Annotated in this window: 19 protein-coding genes, 3 tRNA genes and 1 rRNA gene; 6 read left to right on the top strand and 17 right to left on the bottom strand. The window is 24.5% G+C overall.

Annotated elements, in window-relative coordinates; translation table 11 throughout:
* Nucleotide 1: 1 nt before the first annotated feature.
* Together era and acpS are read left to right on the top strand one after the other, a co-directional pair.
* On the top strand, nt 2–847 hold the full coding sequence (gene era / locus BUCISPPS3390_RS00865; protein WP_154060778.1) for a GTPase Era: 846 nt from the start codon (nt 2–4) through the stop codon (nt 845–847).
* A 35-nt stretch (nt 848–882) separates the two neighbouring features.
* Entirely contained in the window at nt 883–1263 is a 381-nt protein-coding gene (gene acpS / locus BUCISPPS3390_RS00860) for a holo-ACP synthase (protein WP_154060777.1), read from the top strand.
* Between the two features lie 8 nt (nt 1264–1271).
* Here the strand turns inward: acpS and tadA are convergent, their stop codons facing one another.
* From tadA to BUCISPPS3390_RS00820, 8 genes are all read right to left on the bottom strand, one after another.
* Entirely contained in the window at nt 1272–1733 is a 462-nt protein-coding gene (gene tadA, locus BUCISPPS3390_RS00855; RefSeq protein WP_154060776.1) for a tRNA adenosine(34) deaminase TadA, read from the bottom strand.
* Between the two features lie 26 nt (nt 1734–1759).
* Nucleotides 1760–2248, bottom strand: a complete 489-nt coding sequence (gene smpB, locus BUCISPPS3390_RS00850; RefSeq protein ID WP_269471942.1) for an SsrA-binding protein SmpB — start codon at nt 2246–2248, stop codon at nt 1760–1762.
* Between the two features lie 96 nt (nt 2249–2344).
* Nucleotides 2345–2881, bottom strand: coding sequence for a nucleotide exchange factor GrpE (locus BUCISPPS3390_RS00845; RefSeq protein ID WP_154060774.1), 537 nt, complete (start codon nt 2879–2881; stop codon nt 2345–2347).
* 149 nt (nt 2882–3030) lie between these two features.
* Nucleotides 3031–3104, bottom strand: a tRNA-Asp gene (locus tag BUCISPPS3390_RS00840).
* A gap of 78 nt (nt 3105–3182) precedes the next feature.
* On the bottom strand, nt 3183–3890 hold the full coding sequence (gene dnaQ, locus BUCISPPS3390_RS00835; RefSeq protein ID WP_154060773.1) for a DNA polymerase III subunit epsilon: 708 nt from the start codon (nt 3888–3890) through the stop codon (nt 3183–3185).
* Nucleotides 3891–4066: 176 nt separating this feature from the next.
* Nucleotides 4067–4139: transfer RNA gene (locus tag BUCISPPS3390_RS00830), tRNA-Ala, on the bottom strand.
* Between the two features lie 11 nt (nt 4140–4150).
* Nucleotides 4151–4227: transfer RNA gene (locus BUCISPPS3390_RS00825), tRNA-Ile, on the bottom strand.
* Nucleotides 4228–4292: 65 nt separating this feature from the next.
* Nucleotides 4293–5845: ribosomal RNA gene (locus BUCISPPS3390_RS00820) — 16S ribosomal RNA — on the bottom strand.
* 439 nt (nt 5846–6284) lie between these two features.
* Here BUCISPPS3390_RS00820 and argS point away from each other — a divergent pair.
* Nucleotides 6285–8000, top strand: a complete 1716-nt coding sequence (argS, locus tag BUCISPPS3390_RS00815; protein ID WP_154060772.1) for an arginine--tRNA ligase — start codon at nt 6285–6287, stop codon at nt 7998–8000.
* A 25-nt stretch (nt 8001–8025) separates the two neighbouring features.
* On the opposite strand, the gene BUCISPPS3390_RS00810 is transcribed toward argS, so the two are convergent.
* Nucleotides 8026–10107: a flagellar biosynthesis protein FlhA gene (locus BUCISPPS3390_RS00810; protein WP_154060981.1), complete on the bottom strand. Its 2082-nt coding sequence runs from the start codon at nt 10105–10107 to the stop codon at nt 8026–8028.
* A gap of 38 nt (nt 10108–10145) precedes the next feature.
* Nucleotides 10146–11255 carry an EscU/YscU/HrcU family type III secretion system export apparatus switch protein gene (locus tag BUCISPPS3390_RS00805; RefSeq protein ID WP_154060771.1) on the bottom strand — a complete coding sequence of 370 codons (1110 nt, stop codon included), beginning with the start codon at nt 11253–11255 and terminating at the stop codon, nt 10146–10148.
* 480 nt (nt 11256–11735) lie between these two features.
* On the opposite strand from BUCISPPS3390_RS00805, the gene proS reads away from it, so the two are divergent.
* Nucleotides 11736–13346: a proline--tRNA ligase gene (gene proS / locus BUCISPPS3390_RS00800; RefSeq protein WP_172599025.1), complete on the top strand. Its 1611-nt coding sequence runs from the start codon at nt 11736–11738 to the stop codon at nt 13344–13346.
* A 113-nt stretch (nt 13347–13459) separates the two neighbouring features.
* Here the strand turns inward: proS and dnaE are convergent, their stop codons facing one another.
* The 7 genes from dnaE to rpsB all read right to left on the bottom strand — a co-directional run bounded on the left by dnaE (nt 13460) and on the right by rpsB (nt 23501).
* Nucleotides 13460–16981: a DNA polymerase III subunit alpha gene (gene dnaE, locus BUCISPPS3390_RS00795; protein WP_154060769.1), complete on the bottom strand. Its 3522-nt coding sequence runs from the start codon at nt 16979–16981 to the stop codon at nt 13460–13462.
* Between the two features lie 285 nt (nt 16982–17266).
* Nucleotides 17267–17521 (bottom strand): hypothetical protein, encoded by a 255-nt coding sequence (locus tag BUCISPPS3390_RS02145; protein WP_331877454.1) that lies wholly within the window; start codon nt 17519–17521, stop codon nt 17267–17269.
* Between the two features lie 279 nt (nt 17522–17800).
* Entirely contained in the window at nt 17801–20230 is a 2430-nt protein-coding gene (gene bamA / locus BUCISPPS3390_RS00780) for an outer membrane protein assembly factor BamA (protein WP_154060766.1), read from the bottom strand.
* Nucleotides 20231–20485: 255 nt separating this feature from the next.
* Nucleotides 20486–21043 carry a ribosome recycling factor gene (frr, locus tag BUCISPPS3390_RS00775; RefSeq protein ID WP_154060765.1) on the bottom strand — a complete coding sequence of 186 codons (558 nt, stop codon included), beginning with the start codon at nt 21041–21043 and terminating at the stop codon, nt 20486–20488.
* Nucleotides 21044–21082: 39 nt separating this feature from the next.
* Nucleotides 21083–21805 (bottom strand): UMP kinase, encoded by a 723-nt coding sequence (gene pyrH / locus BUCISPPS3390_RS00770; protein ID WP_154060764.1) that lies wholly within the window; start codon nt 21803–21805, stop codon nt 21083–21085.
* Nucleotides 21806–21915: 110 nt separating this feature from the next.
* Nucleotides 21916–22728 carry a translation elongation factor Ts gene (gene tsf / locus BUCISPPS3390_RS00765; protein WP_154060763.1) on the bottom strand — a complete coding sequence of 271 codons (813 nt, stop codon included), beginning with the start codon at nt 22726–22728 and terminating at the stop codon, nt 21916–21918.
* Nucleotides 22729–22775: 47 nt separating this feature from the next.
* Nucleotides 22776–23501 carry a 30S ribosomal protein S2 gene (gene rpsB / locus BUCISPPS3390_RS00760; RefSeq protein WP_154060762.1) on the bottom strand — a complete coding sequence of 242 codons (726 nt, stop codon included), beginning with the start codon at nt 23499–23501 and terminating at the stop codon, nt 22776–22778.
* A 350-nt stretch (nt 23502–23851) separates the two neighbouring features.
* Here rpsB and map point away from each other — a divergent pair, with 350 nt between their 5' ends.
* A complete protein-coding gene (gene map / locus BUCISPPS3390_RS00755; protein WP_154060761.1) occupies nt 23852–24643 on the top strand; it encodes a type I methionyl aminopeptidase in 792 nt (263 codons plus the stop codon).
* A 139-nt stretch (nt 24644–24782) separates the two neighbouring features.
* A complete protein-coding gene (dapD, locus tag BUCISPPS3390_RS00750) occupies nt 24783–25613 on the top strand; it encodes a 2,3,4,5-tetrahydropyridine-2,6-dicarboxylate N-succinyltransferase (RefSeq protein ID WP_154060760.1) in 831 nt (276 codons plus the stop codon).
* Nucleotides 25614–25626 lie beyond the last annotated feature (13 nt).

Genomic DNA, 25626 nt, shown 5'->3' with positions numbered 1-25626 from the left:
TATGAAAAAAGATACTTTTTTTGGTAAAGTGTTGATAGTTGGTCGAACTAATGTAGGTAAGTCTACTTTATTAAATCAATTTATAAAATCTAATGTTTCTATTACATCACGTAAACCTAACACTACTCAATTACATGTAACAGGTATTTATACTTCTAATATAACACAATTTGAATTAATTGATTCTCCAGGAATACAAATTAGTCATAAAAACTACTTAGATAAAAAAAAACTACGTAATACTTATAATTTGATTCAAGAAACAAACATTATTATTTTTATGATTACTAGTTTTGTATGGACTGCACAAGAAAAAAAATTATTAGAATACATTAAAAAAAAAAATAAAACATACATAGTGGTAATAAATAAAATTGATAAAATTAAAAATAAAAAATCATTACTACCCTTTATTTTTAAAATAAGTCAGTTAACTAAAAATCATGAAATTTTTTTAATTTCAGCTAAAAAAAAAATGTATCTAAAAAAGTTATTGACCTATATTAATAAAAAATTACCAATATCAAAACATAAATATTCAGATAATGTAAAAACAATTTGTACTAAAAAATTTTTAACCGCGGAAATAATTAGAGAAACATTAATAAATCTTTTAAATCAGGAATTAGTATATTCTTTTATAGTATCAATATCTCGTTTGTATCAAGATAAAAAAAAAAGATACATCATTGAATGTATAATTTTCGTTAAAAACATACGTCATAAAAAGATAATTATTGGATCTAAAGGAGAAAAAATAAGACAGTGCTGTCGTATATCACGATATAAATTAGAAAAATTATTTAAGGAATATATTTTTTTAAATACACAAGTAAAAATCAAATAAATTATTGGTATAACATTTTAATATTAGAGGAAATCATGGCAATCATTGGTGTTGGAATAGATCTAGTGAGCGTAATACGTTTTAAAAAATTAATTTTTTGTTATGGTCTTGCAATACCTAATAAGATTTTATCACACAAAGAATTGATAGATTACAATGTATTTTATAATAAAGAAAAATTTTTATCTGTAAGATTTTCTGCAAAAGAAGCAATAGCTAAAGCTTTAAATATAGGAATTTATAAAAATATGTTTTTTAAAAATTGTGAAATTATATATAATTCATATGGAAAATTAGTTGTTCGTATGTACGGATTTTTAAAAAAAAAACTAAAAAAATTAAAAGTTAAAAATATCTTTTTAAGTGTTACAGATTCATTAGAATATACTCAATCTATTGTTATAATAGAAAGTTAAAAAAAGAACTATCTTTTTTTTTTGAAAAAATCTTTTAATAAATTTGAGCATTCATTTAATAGAATGCCAGATTTAATTTCTTGCACATGATGTTTTACATTATGTATGTATAGTAAATCCATAAAAAAAGAAAAGTTATATTTTTTAAAGCTATAAGAACCATAAACTACTTTACGTATTCTGGAAGATACAATAGCTGAAGAACACATTAAACATGGTTCGTGTGTTACATACAAAACGGTATTGTATAATCTATAATTTCTTAATTTATTACCTCCTCTTCGTATTACTAAAATTTCTGCATGAGCGCTAACATCATAAAGAGAAACACAAGAATTACGCGAAGAACTTACAAGATTGTTATCTTTAACTAAAACAGATCCAATAGGTATTTCTCCTGCTTTCTTTGCTCGATAAGCTTGTCTTAATGCTTTTTTCATCCAATAATTATCAATATTAATTTTATTCATAAAAATTTGTTTTTTAAAAAAATACCTCAATTATTTTTTTTGTCCAAAGATATTCTTTTAAATATAGTTGATTGCTCTATTTTCCAAGAATTATTTTTTTTTTCTAATCTCTTATCTCTCTTTGATTTACCTTTTGCTATTCCTATTTGAACTTTACACCAAGATTTATGCCAAAATAATTTTATGGGAACAACTGTATAACTTTTTTTTTGTATATAATTAATTATTACTTCTATCTCTTTTTTATGTAATAATAATTTTCGAATACGATCTGACTTACATGAACAGGAATTTATAACAGTATTTAAGGGTTGAATATGTACTCCAATTAAATATATTTCATTATTATGAATATTTATATATCCAGAAGAAAGTTGTACACGACCCACACGAATAGACTTAACTTCCCATCCTTGTAAAACAATACCTGATATAATCGTTTTTTGTATGTAAAAATTATATTTAACTTTTTTATTTATAAAAACTTTTTTTTTGTTTTTTTTTTTTGTATAGATTTCAATATGTATTCCTTTATTTTAAATGAATTACAATATTTCATTTAAAATAAAATAAATCAAAAAAATAATCATGTACACAAATATTATTTTATTTTATTTTATTTTAGAAACTGAAACTAAAGCTGGTCTTAATAACCTATTTCTTAATAAGTATCCTTTTTGTATAATATTAGAAATATAATTATTGTTATATTTTTTAGAAAAATCAATAGATATAGCTTGATGTAAATTAGGATCAAAAGGTATATTAATAGAATTAATAACCGAAATGTTATATTTTAAAAAAAAAGATGAAAAATTTTTTTGTATTTTTTTTAAAAATATATAAATATCTGAATTTTCATAGTTGAAGTTATTTAATACATTTTCCGTTGAATCTATACTATCAATTACAGGCAACATAGATAAAATATTTTTTTCAAGAGAAAAATAATAAGTATTGTTAACTTTTTTTTGTAATCTTTTTTCAATTTGTAAAAATTTTTCTGAATAATTATTAGATATTTTTAAAAGATCTTTTTTTAAAGTTGATAATTTTAATTTTTTTTTTTCTAGGGATTTTTTATAAAATTCTAATGTACTTTTTTTTTCTTTTTCAGATTTATTTTGTAAAAAATCATTTTTGTTCATAAATATATTTCCTAATTATATTTATATAAAACATTTTTATATCAATTAAAATTTCTAAGAAATACATATTTTTTATTATTAATAATAATTACTTAATTAAAATTATAAAGATAAACATGAAATAGAAATTTAATTAAAAAAATATTTTACGGTGCGGACGGGATTCGAACCCGCGACCCCCGGCGTGACAGGCCGATATTCTAACCAGCTGAACTACCGCACCTAATATAGATACTAAATTACAATATAGATTTTATATTTAGTTTATTAAACAGTCAAGAAAAAATCATCAAAAATATACTTAAATATAATTTTTATTAATCATATTTATATATTTTTGATGATTTTTTTTTTCTGAAACAGAAGCAAATAAAATTTTTAAAGGTTTATTTTGATTATATTCACTATTTAATGGTGACAGTGTTTTTTTTATATTACTAGATTGAAACTTTATTTCTTGTTGCTTACTAGTCATATATAGGTATAACTTAAAAAGTATCCAAGAATCTAATAAAGCTCCATGAAAATTTCTTCTAGAATTTTTAATGTTATATCTACTACATAAAGCATCTAAACTATTTTTTTTTCCAGGAAATAATTTTCTTGCAATAAATAAAGTATCTGTGATTGTGCTAAATTCACATATCTTACTAATATTAAGGTTTAATTTACTAAATTCATAATCTAAAAAGCTGATATCAAAAACAGAATTATGGACTATAATTTCTGATTTTTTTATGAAATTTATAATATTTAAATAAACGTCAGAAAAGTATGGTTTATCAGATAAAAATTTATTAGAAATACCGTGAATCTTGTATGCTTCTTCTTCAATAATACGTTTGGGATTTAGATAATAATGTAAATATTTACCAGTATATTTTCTATCAATAATTTCTATAATTCCAATTTCTATTATTTTATGATTAAGATATAAACAACCAGATTTATTCATACCGGTAGTTTCTATATCGAGAATAACTTGTCTAGAATTATATAAGGAATTCATTATAAATATACTTGAAATATTATAAGTTTACAAAAAAAATATATACGGAATTAATAAATGAAATTTTTAGTAGTTATGAACAATAAAAAAAATTTCTTAAAAAGAAAACAATTTCATATTAATTATTGTGTTTATTTTAACTTAAAAAGACATAATTTAAAAAATTATATTTATACTGGAGCTAAGCGGGATTGAACCGCTGACCTCCTGCGTGCAAGGCAGGCGCTCTCCCAGCTGAGCTATAGCCCCTTTTTTTATTATGGTAGGCCTGAGTGGACTTGAACCACCGACCTCACCCTTATCAGGGGTGTGCTCTAACCGGCTGAGCTACAAGCCTGTTTATAGCTAACTAATAAATCAGAAAATTTGTGTGAGCACATTTCAATTAAATGTTTTATATTTTAAGGAGGTGATCCAACCGCAGGTTCCCCTACGGTTACCTTGTTACGACTTCACCCCAGTTATGAACCACAAAGTGGTAGGCGCCTTCCAAAATTTGGTTAGGAAACCTGCTTCTTTTGCAACTCACTTCCATGGTGTGACGGGCGGTGTGTACAAGGCCCGGGAACGTATTCACCGTGACATTCTGATACACGATTACTAGCGATTCCGACTTCGTGGAGTCGAGTTGCAGACTCCAGTCCGGACTACGATACACTTTATGAGGTTTGCTTATCTTTGCAGAGTTGCTTCTCTTTGTATGTACCATTGTAGCACGTGTGTAGCCCTGGTCGTAAGGGCCATGATGACTTGACGTCGTCCCCACCTTCCTCCGGTTTATAACCGGCAGTCTCCCTTGAGTCCCCGGCCTAACCGATGGTAACAAAAGATAAGGGTTGCGCTCGTTGCGGGACTTAACCCAACATTTCACAACACGAGCTGACGACAGCCATGCAGCACCTGTCTCATAGTTCCCTAAGGCACTTCCGTATTTCTACAGAATTCTATGGATGTCAAGACCAGGTAAGGTTTTTCGCGTTGCATCGAATTAAACCACATGCTCCACCGCTTGTGCGGGCCCCCGTCAATTCATTTGAGTTTTAGCCTTGCGACCGTACTCCCCAGGCGGTCGACTTAATGCGTTAGCTTCAGAAGCCATTTCTCTATGGATACAGCCTCCAAGTCGACATCGTTTACAGCATGGACTACCAGGGTATCTAATCCTGTTTGCTCCCCATGCTTTCGCACCTCAGTGTCAGTTTTCGTCCAGGAGGTCGCTTTCGCCACAGGTATTCCTCCAGATATCTACGCATTTCACCGCTACACCTAGAATTCTACCTCCCTCTACGAAACTCTAGTTACTCAGTTTCAAATGCAGTTCCTAGGTTGAGCCCAGGGATTTCACATCTGACTTAAATAACCACCTACGAGCTCTTTACGCCCAGTAATTCTGATTAACGCTCGCACCCTCCGTATTACCGCGGCTGCTGGCACGGAGTTAGCCGGTGCTTCTTTTTCAGATAACGTCAATTAATAACGATATTAGCGTTATTACTTTCTTCTCTGACGAAAGTACTTTACAACCCGAAGGCCTTCTTCATACACGCGGCATAGCTGCATCAGGCTTTCGCCCATTGTGCAATATTCCCCACTGCTGCCTCCCGTAGGAGTCTGGACCGTGTCTCAGTTCCAGTGTGGCTGGTCATCCTCTCAGACCAGCTAGAGATCGTAGCCATGGTAAGCCATTACCTTACCATCAAGCTAATCTCGTCTGGGTTCATCTACATGCGCAAGGTCTCTTATTAAGAGATCCCCTACTTTGGTTATTTAACATTATGCGGTATTAGCTATCGTTTCCAATAGTTATCCCCCTCATGTAGGTAGATCCCCAGATTTTACTCACCCGTTCGCCGCTCGCCGTCAAAAATATAAATATTTTTACGTTGCCGCACAACTTGCATGTGTTAGGCTTGCCGCCAGCGTTCAATCTGAGCCATGATCAAACTCTTCATTTACGTGTAACTTTTATTACAAAACTAATTTTTTTTACATTAAAATTAATAATGAATAATTTGTATCTGAACATTTAATTTTCATGTGCCCACACAAATTTTCTGAAATATTTTTTTAAAGAGCTTTTTCTTACAAGATCTATATTATCTTATTTTTTAAAAAAGTCAACATATATTTTTAATTTGTATAAAATATGACATTTGCAAAAATTTATATTTTATATAAGTAAAAAATTATATAATATATACATATATTGCAATATATATCATTAAAAATTTTTTATAAAAATGAGTTCATTACCTAAAAAAGAAAAACTTTTTTTTTTATGAGGTTTTTAATTTTTATAAAAATAAAAATTAAATATTATTATCATGTATAATATTAAAAATATCAAAAACGTTTTATTCATGTATTATAATTATAATTTATTTTGGTGATTGTATGAATATTCAAAAATTTTTAAAAAAAAAAATAAAAAAAATATATAAAAAATATGGAATTTCAAATAATTTAGATCCTATTATTCGAAAAAATATAAAAAATAATGAAGTTGATTATCAAGTCAATGGAATTATTAGATTTAAAAAAATAACAGCATTTTCTCCATACAAATTAGCTATTTATATCTCTAATCATATGAGAAAATTAAATATATACAAAAAAATTTCTGTTCTTCCGCCAGGATTTATTAATATTACTTTAAAATCTACATGGCTTAATGAATGTATAAATAATATGTATCATTCAAAAAACTTCAATATTTCAAAAAAAAAATCAAAAACTATTGTAATTGATTATTCTTCACCTAATATTGCTAAAGAGATGCATGTAGGACATTTACGATCAACTATTTTAGGTGATGTAACTGCTCGAGTCATGGAATTTTTAGGACATACTGTAATTAGACAAAATCATATTGGCGATTGGGGTACACAATTTGGAATGTTAATTACTCAATTACAATTAAAATCATATAAATCATACCATGATATTGAATCAGTTTATCAAAAAGCATACTTAAAATATCAAAATAATCCAGTTTTTAAAAAAAAAGCACAAAAAAATGTAGTAAAATTACAAAATAAAGATCAAAATTGTTTAAAAATATGGAATATTTTAGTAAAATCAACTATACAAAAAAATAATGAAGTATATAAAAAATTAAACGTTTCTCTTACTAACAATGATGTTCGAGGAGAAAGTTTTTATAATAGTATGTTACCTGATATAATTTCTGATTTAAAAAAAAAAAAAATTGCTGTTCATTATGAAGGATCTGTTATTGTTCCTCTACAAAAATTTAAAAATCGTACAGGTCAAAATATGGGAGTAGTTATACAAAAATCCAATGGTGCTTTCTTGTATGCCACAACAGATATCGCTTGTTTGAAATATAGATGTAATATCTTAAAAGCACATAAAATTATTTATTACGTTGATAAACGACAAACACAACATCTTTTACAAATATGGGAAATAGCTAGAAAAGCAAAATATGTAAATATTAGTACAGTTTTAGAACATCATTCTTTTGGAATGATTTTGTACAAAAATAAAAAACCTTTTAAAACACGTCACGGAAAAGTAATTCGATTACTAGATTTATTAAACACAGGTATTCATAGAGCAAAAAAAGTAATTAAAAAAAAAAATCCACAAATGCACGATAGTGAAATAAAATCAATTGCTTATAATATTGGAATTGGAGCTATAAAATATTTCGATTTATCAAAAAATAGAATATCTGATTATATTTTTAACTGGAATCAAATGCTATCTTTAGAAGGTAATACTGCTCCTTATATACAGTATGCATACACAAGAATTCAATCAGTCATTAAAAAAAATAAATCGTGCGATAACCTACATCTATATCCCATTAAAATTTTCACATCATATGAACGAATATTAGTATTAACTATATTACAATTTGAAGAAACTCTATCTCAAATAGAAAAAAATGGAACACCACACTTGATGTGTAATTATTTATACGATCTTTCTGGAAAATTTTCAAAATTTTATGAAAATTGTTCTATCTTGTTCGTACAAGAAATACACATCAAATTAAGTCGAATAAAACTATCTATGTTAACTGCTAGAATAATTAAAAAAGGTTTATATTTATTAGGAATCAATACTGTATCAAAAATGTAGAAATACAATTATTTTGTCAATACAATTAAAACGTATCTTTACCAATTGTATAAACAATTTTAATTTTTCGATCTTCAGAAATTTCTAAAAATGATAAAACTGTTAGTTCGGGAATACTTGTAATAAATAATTTAGCCAAAAAAACACGAATTTTAGGATGTACTAATAATACTGTTGGTAAATTATTTTTTTTTTGAAAAATAATTGATAATTTAGTTTTTTTAATTAGTTTTTCCGTAAATAAAGGTTCTAATTTACTATTTTTACTACTAATAATCTTTAACAAAATGTTTTCTATTTTAGCGCTCAAACCAATAGCACAAACAGTATTAGATTTACAAAAAAACTTTTGTGTAATAAATTTTCGCAAAGAAATACGAATAATGCTAGTTGACTTGTTTACATCATTTTTTATGGTATCACTATGTTTTATTAATGTTTCAAAGATCGTTCTTATATCTTTAATTGATATTCGATCATATAGTAAATTTTGTAATATTTTTTGTAAAACAGTTATTGAAATTATCTTCGGTACTACATAATCAACTAATTTTGGAAAATTTTGCGAAACACGATCTAAAAATTGTTGTGTTTCCTGAAAACCAAAAAAATCATGTAAATTATATCTAATAATTTTATTAAGATGTGTAACAATCACAGAATTAGGCTCTACTACTAATAATTTTTTCTTTATAATCAGATCCTTAGAAGCTATATCTACCCAAAATGCAGGCAGATCAAAAACTGGCTCCTTTACTTTTATACCTGGTATATTAATTACTTTCTTTCCGGTATTTACTGCCAATATTTTGTCAAAAAAAACATATCCTGATTCAATTTCCACTCCTTTTATAAAAATTTTATATTGTCCATCTTCTAATTTGCAATCATGAATACAATCAATTTCAGAAATCAAGAATCCAAAATTTTTGGCTATATTTTTCCTTAAAACATGCAATTTATGTAATAAATCATTATACATATTCTTATATGAGGGCTGAAAAAAACGAGAATTTAACTGTAGCACTATTAAACGTTCAAATTGAATATCATTCCATGATAAATGAAGTTTTTTATTTTTTTGTGATGATGATTGTGCAGAAAAATTTTTACTTATATATTGTTGATTACATAAGTACCATGATAATAAAAATAAACTCCCGGAAAAAAACAAAAAAATAAAATTCGGCATTCCTGGTATTACACCAAATATACTAAAAATAATTCCGCTAAAAAATATAACTTGAGGATTATTAAATACCTGATTAATTATCTGTTTGCCAATACTAATTTTTTCAGAACCCACGCGTGTTAAAATTACACCCGAAGCTATTGATATAATCAAAGAAGGAATTTGAGCTACTAATCCGTCTCCAACAGTTAATATACTGTATATTTTTACTGCTTGTACAAATAACATATTATGTTGAAAAATTCCTACAATTAAACCTCCTATAATATTTACAAGCATTATTATAATACCAGCGATAGCATCTCCTCTAATAAATTTACTGGCTCCATCCATAGATCCGTAAAAATCTGCTTCTTTATATACATTCATACGTCTAATTTTTGCTTCTTTTTTAGAAATAAAGCCAGTATTTAAATCAGCATCAATAGCCATTTGTTTACCTGGCATAGCATCTAAAATAAATCTAGCTCCTACTTCTGCTATTCTTCCAGAACCTTTAGTAATAACAAAAAAATTTATAATTACTAAAATAACAAAAATAACCAAACCAATAAAAAAATTTCCACCAATTAAAAAACAACCAAATGATTCAATAACATGCCCTGCAGAAAATGAACCAGTATGTCCTTTTAATAGAATTATACGTGTAGAAGCAATATTTAATGACAATCGTAATAAAGTTGAAAATAGTAATATAGTAGGAAAAGAAGAAAAATCCAATACTTCAGTAGTAAACATAGCTACAACTAAAATAATAATTGAAATAACAATATTAAAAGAAAATAAAAAATCTAGTAAAAAAGATGGTAGTGGTAAAATTAACATAAACAAAATTACTAAAATTAATATAGGAGCAGATAAAGAATATAATTCTCCATGATTAATTTTTTTAATAAAATCTAATAAAATAAACATTTTTCTTATCAAGGATGCATTCCTCTCAAAATTTTTTATTAATGAAAAAATATAATAGGAGTAGGTGGATACGTACCGCCATACTTTTTCCAGCGTTCTAACTGATGAGCCCATGCTAAAATTTTTGCAATCGATGGATATAAAATTATAGGTATATCATGGCCAATAAGAGAGTTATAGTATAAATATTTTGCTATAGAATCTGAAATAAATATAGGAATATTACTTTTCTGCGCTATTTGTATAATTTGCACAGACAAATCACCTAATCCTTTAAATAAAACTTGAGGAGAAGACATAATTTTCATATTATAATGTATTGCTACTGCACAATTTTTTGCATTAAAAATAATTACATTAGATTGTATAACAGAATATATAGAAGATTTCTTTGATGAATACCGCATTAATGCATACACCCTTTGTTTAATTAAAGGATTTCCTTCTAATTCTTTAGTTTCATCTTTTACTTCTTGAATAGTCATTTTAAGTTTATAACAATATTGAATATATTTTATACTAGTATCTATTATTGCAATAATACCAATAATTACCATAATAAATAAAATGTATTTATTAAACCAATTAAAACTAATACAAATATCATTGAGTAATGAATCAAAAAAAAACTGATTCACTGATAATCGATTCGTCCATATAAAAAAAATCGAAAATATGATAATTGTCATTATTTTTAACATGCTACAAAAAAAATCAATCATTACACTGAAAAAAAATTTTTTTTTAAGATTATTAATAATATGTAAAGAATCCGTTTTAATTTTAAAGAATTTCATTCTTATAAAATCTCCTTGAAGAATAAAAGGAGAAAAAATCAATATAAGTAACATTCCTATAAATAAAATTAAAAAAAGAAAAATAAAATTTTTAAAATTAGATAATGCTATCAAATCACACAATTTAGTATAATTTACAATTTTATGATCAAAAGTTAAATTTACAATAAATAATTTTAAAAGAAAAAAAAAAATAAATTTTTTATTTATATACAAAAATACAAAAAAAAAAGATAATATAAAAAAAGAATTTAGATCAAATAAATATGGTATTTCTCCATGTTTTTTAAATTGCTTGATTTTATGCGGAGTAGCAGATTCAGTTTTATCTTCATTTACGTTATAATTCATATATATATACCTTATATATATTTTATTAATGTTATCTAATATATATTCAATTTTTAAGTAAAAGTAATTTATTATAGTAAATTTATTATATAAATCATTTTAATGTCCTTATTACTAAATTACTTAAATTTTATTGAAAAAAAATATGTTTATGATACACAGTTTTGTAAATATAAAATTAAAATTTAAATATAAAATCTACATATAGTATTCACTATATATTTAGAAATATATTTTTTTAAATATTTACGTTAATAAATTTATTATATATTATTTATAATAAAATAATTTATATATATAAACTATGAATGTGCAGTATTGTGCATACAAAAATGTGATTTACATATTGTAATTACCATTTTTTAAAATTTATTGAAAATGACTAAAAATTTATTTTGTGCATATAATATATTATACAATATTGATATGTATGATTATAAATCATACTTAATCATCTACTTATTTTTTAGGATATTAATTATGTATACTACTAAATATTTACTTGCTACAATTAAAGAAAAACCTACAAAAACAGAATCTATCAGTCACCAATTAATGTTACGATCTGGAATGATACGAATGTTATCTTCAGGAATATATACATGGTTACCTACTGGATACAGGGTAGTGAGGAGAATTATAGATGTTATCTCCAATATCATGAATAAACACGGATATTTGGAAATTTGTGCTCCTATTATACAACCAAAGAAATTATGGGATCAAAGCGGACGAACCAAATTATATGGAGAAGAATTAATACATTTAATGGATCGAAAAAAAAAAAAATATATATTAAGCCCCACACATGAAGAAGTTATTACTCATATTTTTCATCAAGAAATCCATTCTTATAAACAATTACCAATTGTTTTTTATCAAATACAAAGAAAATTTAGAGATGAGATTAGACCTCGATTTGGAGTTATTCGATCTATAGAATTTCTCATGAAAGACGCATATTCTTTTCATATTAATAAAAAATCTTTAAAGGAAACATATCAAAACATAAAGAATATTTATATACAAGTATTTACTGCATTTAAACTTAATTTTAAAATTGTCAAAACCCAGTCAAAAACAATGGGTGGATCGACATCCCATGAATTTCATGCAATAGCTAATATTGGAGAAGATAAAATTATCTTTTCTAAAAAATCTAATTGTGCAATACATTCTGATAAATATCGCACATCATCTAATCAAATAAAAATGTATTTAATACAAACTAAATCTACTCAATCACGTTATTCTATAGCTGTTGTATTAATGCGTAAATATAATTCCCTTCAGAAAAAAGATCTAGAAAATATAAAAATTCTTGCATATCCAATAAAATTAATTAAACCTAAAAAAATGATTTTATCATATAAATTAACTAATGATAAAAAATTTTATACTAACAAAAATATATTCATAATAGTAGATGCTTCAATAAAAAATATACCTTATTTTATTTTAAAAAAAGATTGGTTCAACGAGACGATGTCTCCTTTACTATGGAGTAAAAAAATAATATTTAATAAAATTATTACTATGACTAATATTAACAAAAATTCTTATTATCCTTTACCAGGAGAAAAAGTATATACTAAAAATAGTATTGAAATTGGTCATATTTTTCAACTTGGAAAAAAATATACAAAAAAAACAAATTTTTCGCTTTTTGATCAAAAACAAAAAAAAAAAACATTACACATGGGTTGTTATGGAATTGGAATCAACCGAATTATATCTGCCGTTATAGAACAAAATCATGATGATAATGGAATTATTTGGCCTAAATGTATCACTCCTTTTCAAATATTTATTATTCCTATCAATATGTACAAAAATAAAAAAATTAAAGATACAGTAAAATATATTTATGAAAAATTAATACATAAAAAAATTGATGTATTATTAGATAATAGACAAGAACATTTGGGAAAAATGTTTGCTGATATGAATTTAATTGGTATTCCTTATGGAATAATTATTAGTACTAATACATTAAGAGCTCAAGAAATTGAATTTTATTTTAGAAAAAAAAACTTAAAAAAAAGAATTCCGATTAATCATCTATTTAATTTTATAAAAAAAATTTTATAAATTTTTACAATTTCTAAAAATATAGAACAATATTTTAATAATAAATTAATTTAAATTAAAAAAAAATAATATTTATTATTAAAATTAACTATTACTTTAATGTAATAAATATATTATTTATAAAAATTTAATTTAATAGTTATATAATCTGTAAATAACTTTAAATAATTTAAAAAATTATTATCAGGATATATATAATAAATTTGATTAAATAATTTATGTTGTATACATAATCGTACTGATAAAATAAAAGTCAATGTAACATGTCCGGGTAGAATATTATTTGATAAATAATTATATAGATTATCTAAAATATCTTTACATTTAGTAATGTTATTATTTATAATTATTTTAATTTTATACAGCTTTTTTTCTCTATATTGTTCAATATTACAAATTGTTTTTACTAAAAAGCGTGATCGATTAGTAAAAGAATCATGTGATACTTTTCCAGTCACCACTACAATGATATTTTTTTTACAAAAAAATTGATCCATAATATTATTAACATTATTAAAATAAATTACATCCAAACGACTATATGAATCATCTAAAGTAATAATATAAAATTTATTTTTTTTTTTAGTAAACGCTATTTTTATAGACCAAATCATCCCTATAAGGACAACATGGTTAGCCTTGTTCAGTAAAGAACAATCATGTAGGGTTATATTTTTAGTATAATAGTGTATTTCTTTTAAAAAATTTTTAATTGGATGACTAGTGAGATATAGACCTAGTATTTCACGCTCCCACTTTAAAACCTTTGAAATTATTTCATCAGTATGTATAAAAGATGTATGTAAATTACTGTTTTTTTCAATAAATATTTTCTCGGAAAAACAATCTTTAAAGTGAAATAAATCATCCTGTTTGGTTTGCATTGATAAAATTTTTTTTTTAGCAATTTGTATCATTTTTCCAATATTGCTAAATAATTGAACACGACATTTATTAAAACAATCACATGCTCCAGACATTACTAATATTTCAAAAATATGACGAGTTATTTTTTTTAAAAGCAGACGAACACATAAATCTAAAAAATCAGAAAAAACACCAACAGGTTTATTTCTTTCTTTTAAAATTATATCAATAGAAGATTTTCCTAAACCTTTAATTGCTCCTAAACCATACACTATTTTTCCAAATTTATTTACAGAAAAAAAATAGTTGCTAAAATTTATATTAGGAGAAATAATATTTAAGTTCATACGACGCGCATCATGAACTAGATTAACTATCTTTGTAGTGTTCATCATATCTAATGTCATAGAAGATGCCATAAATTCGGCAGAATAATTAGCTTTTAACCATAATGTTTGATATGCTAATAAAGCATATGTAGCAGAATGTGATTTATTAAAACCATACGCAGAAAATTTCTCTAATAAATCAAAAATTTTGGTCGATAAATTTAAACTTATAGAATTTTTTGAAGCGCCTAATTGAAATAATTGTCTTTGTTGCATCATTTCTTTAGGATTTTTTTTTGCCATAGCTCGTCTTAAAATATCTGCTTCACTTGGAGTAAAATTTGACAAAACTTGAGCAATTTGCATAACTTGTTCTTGATATAAAATAATTCCATATGTTGATTTTAAAATAGGTTTTAAACACTTATGCTGCCATCTATGATCAGGATACGAGATTTTTTCTGTACCATTTTTACGATTTATAAAATTATCTACCATTCCTGATTGTAGTGGTCCAGGCCTATAAAGAGCTACTAGAGCAATAATGTCTTCAAAAGAATCTGGTTGTAAACGTTTAATTAGATTTCTCATTCCCAAAGATTCTAACTGAAAAACAGAAATAGTATCAGCTTTTTTTAATAAAAAAAAACTTTTTTTATCTTTTAAATTAATTTTATTAATAAAAAAAATTTTTTTTTGTTGACGTGCATGTTTTTTATTTATCATGTTAACGATCATATCAATCATAGTTAAAGTTTTTAAACCTAAAAAATCAAATTTTACTAAACCTACAAATTCAATATCATTTTTATCAAATTGTGTTACTTGATTCTTTCCTTGAAAATCACATAATATAGGTACAAAATCAGAAATTTTAGTTGGAGAAATAACAATACCCCCTGCATGTTTACCTATATTACGAATAACTCCTTCCAATTTTTTCGCTATATCAATCAATATTTTAATATCGTGATTATGATTATATAAATCCACTAATTCTTTTTGTATAGAAAATGCTTTTTTTAAAGTCATTTTAGGATCTAAAGGTACCAACTTAGAAATTTTATTCATTAAGCCATAAGGATAACCAAGAACTCTACCGACATCCCGAATAACTGCTTTAGCAGCCATAGTACCAAAAGTGATAATTTGTGAAACAGAATTACGACCATATTTTTTTATTACATGATCAATCACTAAATCTCTTTTTTCCATGCAAAAATCAATGTCAAAATCTGGTAAAGAAACACGATCAGGATTTAAAAATCGTTCAAACAATAAATCAAATTGTAACGGATCTATTTCTGTAATATTAAGAGAAAATGACACTAAAGATCCTGCACCAGAGCCTCTACCCGGACCAACTGGTATGTTATGATTTTTTGCCCATTGAATAAAATCCATAACAATCAAAAAATAACTAACAAAACCCATTTTTTTTATAACTAACAATTCATGTTTTAATCTAGAAAAATATATTTTTTTTTTTATATTTCTGTCGTGTATATCGGGAAATAAATTTATTAAACGTGATTCTAGACCGATACGTGATTTTTGTACAAAAAAACAGTAAGGATCCATAGACTGAGTGGGAAAAACAGGCAAAAAATAAGAACCAGACGGAATAATGACATTACAACGTTTCGCAAGCTCAATACTATTAATTATTGATTCTGGAATGTCATGGAAAATTTCAGTTATATCATATTGACTTTTTAAAAACTGATTCTTAGTATATTTGTATACAAATTTTAAATCAGTAATAGTTTTTTTTTTATAAATTGCTACTTTAATTTGATGAACATAAAAATCATTTTTTTTTAAAAATAATACCTCGTTAGTAGCAATAATCGGTAAAGAATATGTATGAGAGATATGTTTTATATATGCAATGTATTCTTCTTCTCGAGGTAAGCCAATTCTAGAAATTTCTAAATAATATTTATTCGGAAAATGTTTTTTATAGAATATAATACAGTGATTCAATAAATTTATATCATTTTTAAATATGCATTTAGCAATATCTCCTTGTATACCTCCAGATAAAATTAAAACACCTTTTTTAAACTTTAATAAACGCTTCATACAAATTACTAATCCAGAAGTATCGTTATATCCTAATTTATATGATTCTGATAACAACTCAATTATATTTTTATAGCCATGATTATTAGCAGCTAATACAGTTAATCGACATGTAGTATTTTTGAGAATATTTGATTGAACCATTATATCAATACCAATAATTGGTTTGATACCTTCTCTATGTGCAGAGGAATAAAACTTAATAACACCGTGTAAATTATTTACATCGGTAATACCTAAAGATGTCATATTCATCAATTTAGCTTGTTGTACTAACTTTTCTGGTTTCACTATACCATCGATCATAGAATAATCACTGTGTGCTCGAAGATGCACGAAATTTTTTAAATACATATATAACCTAAAATTACTTATATTAGTTAATTAAAATATACTCCGATAAAAAAATATTGTACTGCTGTAATTACTTTAAATACACGGCATATGTATAAAATATTTTTTTTATATATAAAACCAATATATCATACAAATCTAATATTAAAAATAATTACATTTATGTAGACTCAGTAAAATATTTACTAGCAACACGCAGTATTTTGATAAACAACTAGTTTTTTATACTTTTTATAACTATATATATAAAATTTTAACTTAAAAAATAATTTTATATATAGTATTTTATAAAAAAGCTAAAGATATAGTGGATTTACATACAATATTTTTTTTGACCATAACAATACCACTAAATACATAAATACCACTTAACTTTTTTTTAAAATAAGATTTTATTATCATTTGATCACCAGGGTATACTGGATTAATAAAACTTGTATCATATATTCCAGTTAACCCGCATATTTTACTATTAATAGTAGTATTTTTTTTAGAGTACGTGAGCAAAAATCCACTGGATTGAGCAATTGATTCTACTATTAGAACACCAGGAAAAATATATTTTTTAGGAAAATGACCAAAAAAAAAAAATCATTTGCAGTAATATTTTTCAATGCACAAATATATAATTTTTTTTTAAACTCTAATATTTGATCTATCAATAAAAAAGGAAATCGATGAGGTAAAATTCGCAAAATATCATTTAAATTAAATACATATTTAATGCTTTTTATATCTGTCATAACGCATCTCTTATTTATATTATAAATAATACTTATTATATTTCAAATAAATATTAATATAAGCATTACACGAACATTAAGAAAAATTCATACCATACTCATCTAAACAATTATTAGAAGTATTATATGGATGTAAAGGAGCTGAAGCATAAAATGTAAGAGGACCAAAACAAGATATCCAACGTATAAAAGCACCTACAGATATATGTGCAGAATCAGAATTTTTAATATTATTTGCATTACTTATTAAATATAAAGGAATAGTATTGTTTTCGGAGGTATCCCAAATATTAACAGCATCTAAAAATAGACCTGCTTGAAACATATTGAATATTTTTTTTATTACGTGAATATTCGGAAACAACAACTCTGTATTAGCATGAACTAATATATTACCACCTATATGTTTTGTAGAGGGAAATAAATTTAATGAATTTTGATATTTTTGACTATCAACTAAATCATTTTGATGTTCATAATATACAGCCGTAGGACCAATCGAATTATCTTGAAATCCACTTTTTGTTTTTTTATTATAAAATTTATAATTTTCATAAAAAGGAAAAACATATTTACCCGACGTAAAACCAGTTCCAAATTCTAAAAAATTATGCAATATTGAATCATATATATTTTTTAAAGGAACATATTGATTGACATTGAAAAATAATTTATGATAAAAATTATCAGAAAAAGGCAGTGTAAATTTTCCTATAAATTTTGCATGACATCCTTTTTTTAAAAAATCTTTTCCTTTAATGTTATTAAAATCAAAAATATATTTAATAAAAAAATCATTAACAAAAAAATCACTGATTTTAGGTTTTAAACGTAATTTTTCCGATAATGATGAAAAATACTGATATAATGTAATATATGGAGTTTTGCATATGATTTTTATCTTTTCATATTCAAATGATACAGAAAATTTTTTATGTTTTAAATTTGAAGTATATAATGAAGAACTAAAACCAAATAATCTATCAATATATTTATGCGCAAAAAAATAACGTTTATGAACAAAATTATAAAACATATCAGATTTTAAAAAAAAATTCTTTAAAAATCCTACTGGCTTTAATAAATGAATTTTAACATCAGTATCAGCAAAATTTTTTAAAATTTTAACATACAATTCACTTCCAGTACCAATTAAATTTTTATCTAACAACAGTAATTGCAATAATAAACCTCTATCTTTTCCATAGTTAGTGGATATATTAAATGTTCTAGTATTTGCAGATACTTTAAAACTATAAAAAATGTCAATTTTACCACTATTATTTATATGTTTTTCAGCATACACTTGAATCCTATTAAATAATCCGGTTTGAAATAAATTTTTACAAGATTTTATAATATAATTTTCGTTAAAAAAATCGTGTTTACTATGATGCGTATAGCAGTTTATAAACTTACTACTTATATTAGAATTTCTAGAAAAATACACGTTATTAACAATGCATGGTTTTAGTACATCTACCCCAATATACAAACGTACCGAATGATTATTTTTGTTGATTTCAGAATGAAAAAAAAGACGAGTATTTGATATACCTAATGGCAAGTAAATATGTTTAAAATACATTTTTGCCTGGTTAAGTGTAGACTCGGAATAAAGAGAATGTGATATTTTTTTTTGAACTTGATCTATAATAGAATAATTATACAATTTATCACACTCGCGTAATAAAACATGTTTAATATAATACTGTGATCCTGTATAAACATTAATTTTAATCACAATATTTTTTTTGTCTGTAGAACAATACTTCTGTACTGATTTTATTTTAAAATCTAAGTATCCATGACGTATATAAAAAAAATGTAACTCACGTAATAAATTTTTAAACTTAATACTATTATATTGATGAATAGAAAAAAAATTCCATAAAAGATTAGTTTTGGAAATAGAAATATCTGTAAACATTTTTTTTTTAAAAAAATTTCCTTCATCGTTCATATCAATTCTGGATATAATTGATGGAATTCCTTCGTCAACTATAATTTTTAGCTGTACTGTATTATTAGTGTTGCGAATTACAATTAATCTAAATTTAGCATTTAAATATCCCTGATATTCATATTTTTTTTTCAAAATAGAAAAAAAATTATTACAATTAACCCTACAAAAAAATCCTTTTTCTATAAGATTAAATTTTTTTAACAGAATATTTATGTTTTTAGTTTTAATATGATTAATACCAAAATAACTAATTTTATTTATTTCAGGAAACTCTTGAGCTAATAAAATTAAAGTATCATTAAATTTAGTAGCATTTACTTTAATAAAACGATTAGTATTTCTTAAACATAAAACTACATTAGAAACATCCATTAAAGTTCTTTTTTTTAAAAAATTAGATTGTAATGTTCGTAATATACTATTTTTCGATATATTTTTAATACCGCATATAGAAACACGTTTTATATGCTGTACTTTAGAAGCCGAAACAGAAAAAGAAAATACCATACAACATATAAAAAAAAACTTTTTATATAACATATTTGCATCATATTCCTATATAAGCTTTATTGAGTTTGATGATTGTAAATCATGCATTTATTATACTTAATAAAAATTTGTTATAATATATGCATATTTTAAAAAATATAGTCATTAATTTATAAGAATATTTTATATATCACAATTATATTGTAAAATAAAAATAAAAATAAACTTAAATGATACAATTATATTTATATATTTTACATATATAAATATATATAAGTAATTCTATAAAAATAACATTTTAAATAATTAGATCAATAATAATTCTTTTTTTTTAGATTCAACGATATCATTTATTTTTTTTATGAATAAATCAGTATTTTTCTGAATATTTTGTTTAATATCTTGTTCTATATCTTTATTAATTTCTTTGTTTTTTAATAAAATTTTTATTCGGCTGTTCGCTTCTCTTCTAACATTTCGAATAGATATTCGCGCATTTTCTGCATCGTGTTTAATTACTTTGATTAAATCTTTTCTTCTAGATTCTGTTAAACTCGGTATTGGAACACGTATACAAGAGTCAGTGGAAATAGGATTCAGTCCTAGATTAGAATTAAGAATAGCTTTTTCTACAATATTCTTTATTGAAATATCAAATAAAGTTATTTTTAATGTATTGTTATTTTCTATAATTATGTGAGATAATTTAGATAAAGCTGTAGAAGTACCATAATATTCTATATAGATATTATCTAGTATTGTGCTAGAAACACGATTTGTTCGAACTTTGTTTAAATCTTTTTTAAGTAATAAAAAGCATTTATCCATTTGGATATAAACATGTTCTTTTAATGTAGTTAACATAATTTTTCTCTTGATAATTATATAACTCAAAAATGTAATTTATTCAGAAATTAAAGTTCCAATATGATTCGTACTCATAAAAATATCATGTAAAATTTTTGGATTATACATATTGAAAACCAAAATAGGTAATTTATGTTCATAAGCTAAAACTAATGATGCGTAATCCATAACTTTTAATTGTTTTTTTAAAACTTCTTGATACCTTAACTTGTTATATAACTTTGCTTTTGGATGTATTAATGGATCAGATGAATAAATTCCATTAACCTTTGTTCCTTTTAAAAAAATATCTGCTTTTATATCAATCCCATAAACACATGCTGCCGAATCAGTAGTAAAAAAAGGTATGCCAAGTCCAAAACAAAATATAGTAGCATACCCATTTTGGAGAGCATGATTAACCGTATCTAATCTGTATCGATCACATAGACCTTCTAGAGATGTAGATGAAAAAAGTTTTACCTTGATATTACTTTTCTTAAAAAATTCGTAAATTAATAAACTATTCATAACTGTAGATAGCATGCCAATTTGGTCTGATACAGTTCTTCGTATACCTATTTTTGCTAATTCAGATCCTCTAAATAAATTTCCTCCACCGATAACCAAAGCAACTTGAACATTAGATTGCATTAATACCTGTACTTGTTGTGTTAAACTGTGAATAAAATTAATATTTACGTTATGTGTAGAATCGCTTTTTAAAAATTCTCCACTAATTTTTAATAAAATTCGACTATACTTATTTTTTTTTTTCATAATTTTAGATCAAAACCTATTTAATATATTTATTTTGAAAATTAATGAATATAATTCTTTTATTACATTTAAATATATTTAATAAAATCATACTAATTTATATGATAGAACTATAAAGATTCTCCTACTTTAAAACATATAAAGTCTTGTATAGAAATAGAATTTTTATTTAAAAAATCACCAACTGTTATTTTAGGATCCATAATAAATTTTTGATAAATTAATGTAATATTATTAATAAACTTTTTTAAACGTCCTTTCACAATAGATTGTATTACATAAGAATTTTTACCAGTTTTATTAGCAATATTTTGTTGAACTTGAGTTTCTCGATCCAAAACATCTTGAGGAATATCTTTTTCAAATAAAAATAATGGACGAGAAGAAGCAATATGCATTGCAACATGTTTAAAACATTGATATTTATAATCATTCATATCCGATAAAATTTTTCCTTTTACTACTACTCCAATTTTTCCTAAATGAAGGTAGGAGTGCATAATACTACCTTCTAAATATTTAATTCTACGAATAACAATATTTTCTCGTACTTTAGCGATTAAAGCAATATTTTGTGAATTAAAAAAATCACGTATATCCTGTAAATTAAATAATTTATTTGTGCCAACATAATCTACTATTTTTTGTCCAAACATTTTAAATTCATCATTATTAGCTACAAAATCAGTTTCTGAATTTAATTCCAATAACGCCCCTAAATTTTTATCTTGATATAAAAATATACGACCGCAATTAGTCTGGTGTGAAATATTTCTATCTGCAATACATACTCCTAGTGTTCTTAAGTAGTCAATAGCATTCTCAATATTTCCATTAGATTTCTGTAAAGCTTTTTTACATTCCATAAATCCAGAACCGGTTTGTGCTCGTAATTGTTTTATCTGTAGTATTGAAATATCCATTATATTAATTACCTGATATTAATATCATTTATATTCTATTTTTAAAGTTATAATTCTTTTAATCTCTTTTTTAAAAGAAAAGATTCTTGTTTTGTTTTATAACATTTTGATAATGCTTTAGATAGTATACTTAAATATAAATTAATGGCTCTAATTGCATCATCATTTCCAGGTATAATATAATTAATACCTTCTGGACTAGAATTAGTATCCACTATAGCAAATACTAATATTCCTAAATTATTAGCTTCTTGAATAGCTATATGTTCATGCATAGTATCGATAACAAAAATTGCATCTGGTAAACCCCCCATATTTTTAATACCACCTAAACTTTTTTCTAACTTTTCTAAAGAACGTTTTCTTAATAGGACTTCTTTCTTTGTTAATTTTTCAAATGTACCATCAATTGACTGCTTTTCTAAATCTTTTAACTTATTTATAGATTGTCTAACTGTTTTCCAATTTGTTAGCATACCTCCTAACCAACGATGATTTACATAAAATTGATGACATGATAATGCAATTAATTTAATCGCTACGCTAGCTGCTTTTTTCGTTCCTACAAATAATATTTTACCATTACGTTGAATAATTTTTTGAAGAGCTGTAGTAGCTGATTGTAATAACGGTAATGTTTTCTCCAAGTTAATAATGTGCACTTTATTCTTAGTACCAAAAATAAAAGGTTTCATTTTTGGATTCCAATATCGTGTTTGATGTCCAAAATGAACTCCGGCTTTAATCATATTCTTCATTAAAGGAACATCCATAACAATTCTCCTGTAATTTTTAAAATAAAAAAAAATATGCTAATATAATAATATACAAGTTAATATCAAAATAAATTAATTTTTATCAAAACATTTCATATTTATTTTAAAAAAATCATTATATATTTAATAAATTTAAGAATAAATTTCAAATAATATCTTGAAAATATCTTATAGATAAAGATATATGTAATATATATATTATATCATAATATAACAAAATTATTGATATCGTTTTTGTGTTTCCAAAAAAATACATAATATTTATTTAAAAAAATATTTTTATATAAATAAATTATTGTTTTTTATATAAAGATTTATAAAATAAACCAAAAAACAAACCCGTAAAAATGAAAAATACTTTAAAAAATAAATACGACATTCAACAAATGCGAATATCTGGAAAAATCACAGCAAATGTATTAGAAATAATTAAGCCGTATATAGTGCCAGATGTCTCTACAGAAGACATCAATAGAATTTGTCATCATTATATAACACAAGTTAAACATGCTATACCTGCTTGTTTAGGGTACAAAAATTTCCCTAAATCCATATGTATATCTATTAATGATGTTGTTTGTCATGGAATTTCAGACAAAAAATTATTATTAAAAAATGGTGACATTGTTAATATAGACGTATCAGTCATCAAAAATGACTACTACACTGATGCATCAAAAATGTTTTTCGTGGGATCTGTTAGCAAAAAAAATAAATATTTATGTCAAATTACTAAAAAAAGTCTTTATTTATCTTTAAAATGCATAAAAAATGGAGTAAAAATAAATACTATTGGAAAAATCATCCAAAAATATGTAGAAAAAAAAAATTTTTCAGTAGTTAGAGAATATTGTGGACATGGAATAGGAAAAAATTTTCATGAATTTCCACATATTTTACATTTTTACAGTCATAACGATTATATAATTATGCGAACCGGGATGATATTTACGATAGAACCTATGGTGAATGAAAAATTACCACATGTAAAATGTATGGCTGATGGTTGGACAATAAAAACAAATGATGGCGGTTTATCTGCACAGTATGAACATACAATTTTAGTAACTAAAACTGGATGTGAGATAATCACACACCAAAAAAATGAAAAAATTCCTAAAATTTTTATAAATACATAATATTTACTTAACACTTAAAAAAAATAATATTTTTATCTTTAAAGAAATTAAATTATCCAATTATTTTAAATAATATTAAAATTTACTATATAAAAACAGTGCAAAATAATTGTGTGAATCTAACAGGTCAATAATTCAGATGACAAAAATACAACATTATATTGAAGAAATCTTTCAAAAAAAAAAAAAAGAGCGTAACTACAAAATCACTAAACATGAAAAAAAGTATATCTATCAAACCATATCACAGTTAAACTCCGGAATAATTAGAATTGCAGAAAAAATTCATGGAAAATGGATTACACATCAATGGATAAAAAAATGTGTATTATTATACCTTTACTCTAAAAGCAACAAAATTATAAAAACGTCAAACAATGTTTTTTATGATAAAATACCACTAAAATACAGAAATTATGATGAATTACAATTTATTCAAGATTCTGTACGAATAATTCCGAACTCAATAGTAAGATTCGGTGCTTTTATTGATAAAAATGTAGTGCTTATGCCTAGCTTTATTAATATTGGAGCCTACATTGGTAAAAATACTATGATTGATACTTGGTCTACCGTAGGTTCATGTGCACAAATTGGTAATAATGTACATATATCTGGAGGAGTAGGTATCGGTGGTGTATTAGAACCTTTACAAAACAATCCTACCATTATAGAAGATAATTGTTTTATTGGAGCACGATCTGAAATTGTTGAGGGAGTTATTATAGAAAAAAATTCAGTAATTTCTATGGGCGTATATATTGGTCAAAGTACAAAAATCTACGAACGAGAAACAGGAAAAATATTCTATGGAAGAGTTCCATCGGGATCAGTAGTAGTCTCGGGTACTTTACCTTCTAAAAATCACTATAATGTAAATTTATACTGTGCAGTAATAGTTAAAAAAGTTGATAAAAATACCTTGAAAAAAACAGAATTAAATACCTTACTGCGTAGCACTAAAAATTAATTGAATATTATTA

This window comes from Buchnera aphidicola (Cinara cf. splendens/pseudotsugae 3390), assembly GCF_900698845.1.
Taxonomy (GTDB): Bacteria; Pseudomonadota; Gammaproteobacteria; order Enterobacterales; family Enterobacteriaceae; genus Buchnera_F; species Buchnera_F aphidicola_AM.
Note: the sequence above shows the minus strand (reverse complement) of the source record. Positions and strands in the feature narration are given on the sequence as shown.

Bases quoted from the DNA above. Each gene is read 5' to 3' on its own strand.
- era (WP_154060778.1), top strand. From the start codon at position 2: ATGAAAAAAGATACTTTTTTTGGTAAAGTGTTGATAGTTGGTCGAACT.
- acpS (WP_154060777.1), top strand. From the start codon at position 883: ATGGCAATCATTGGTGTTGGAATAGATCTAGTGAGCGTAATACGTTTT.
- tadA (WP_154060776.1), bottom strand. From the start codon at position 1,733: ATGAATAAAATTAATATTGATAATTATTGGATGAAAAAAGCATTAAGA.
- BUCISPPS3390_RS00845 (WP_154060774.1), bottom strand. From the start codon at position 2,881: ATGAACAAAAATGATTTTTTACAAAATAAATCTGAAAAAGAAAAAAAA.
- dnaQ (WP_154060773.1), bottom strand. From the start codon at position 3,890: ATGAATTCCTTATATAATTCTAGACAAGTTATTCTCGATATAGAAACT.
- argS (WP_154060772.1), top strand. From the start codon at position 6,285: ATGAATATTCAAAAATTTTTAAAAAAAAAAATAAAAAAAATATATAAA.
- BUCISPPS3390_RS00810 (WP_154060981.1), bottom strand. From the start codon at position 10,107: ATGTTTATTTTATTAGATTTTATTAAAAAAATTAATCATGGAGAATTA.
- BUCISPPS3390_RS00805 (WP_154060771.1), bottom strand. From the start codon at position 11,255: ATGAATTATAACGTAAATGAAGATAAAACTGAATCTGCTACTCCGCAT.
- proS (WP_172599025.1), top strand. From the start codon at position 11,736: ATGTATACTACTAAATATTTACTTGCTACAATTAAAGAAAAACCTACA.
- dnaE (WP_154060769.1), bottom strand. From the start codon at position 16,981: ATGTATTTAAAAAATTTCGTGCATCTTCGAGCACACAGTGATTATTCT.
- bamA (WP_154060766.1), bottom strand. From the start codon at position 20,230: ATGTTATATAAAAAGTTTTTTTTTATATGTTGTATGGTATTTTCTTTT.
- frr (WP_154060765.1), bottom strand. From the start codon at position 21,043: ATGTTAACTACATTAAAAGAACATGTTTATATCCAAATGGATAAATGC.
- pyrH (WP_154060764.1), bottom strand. From the start codon at position 21,805: ATGAAAAAAAAAAATAAGTATAGTCGAATTTTATTAAAAATTAGTGGA.
- tsf (WP_154060763.1), bottom strand. From the start codon at position 22,728: ATGGATATTTCAATACTACAGATAAAACAATTACGAGCACAAACCGGT.
- rpsB (WP_154060762.1), bottom strand. From the start codon at position 23,501: ATGGATGTTCCTTTAATGAAGAATATGATTAAAGCCGGAGTTCATTTT.
- map (WP_154060761.1), top strand. From the start codon at position 23,852: ATGAAAAATACTTTAAAAAATAAATACGACATTCAACAAATGCGAATA.
- dapD (WP_154060760.1), top strand. From the start codon at position 24,783: ATGACAAAAATACAACATTATATTGAAGAAATCTTTCAAAAAAAAAAA.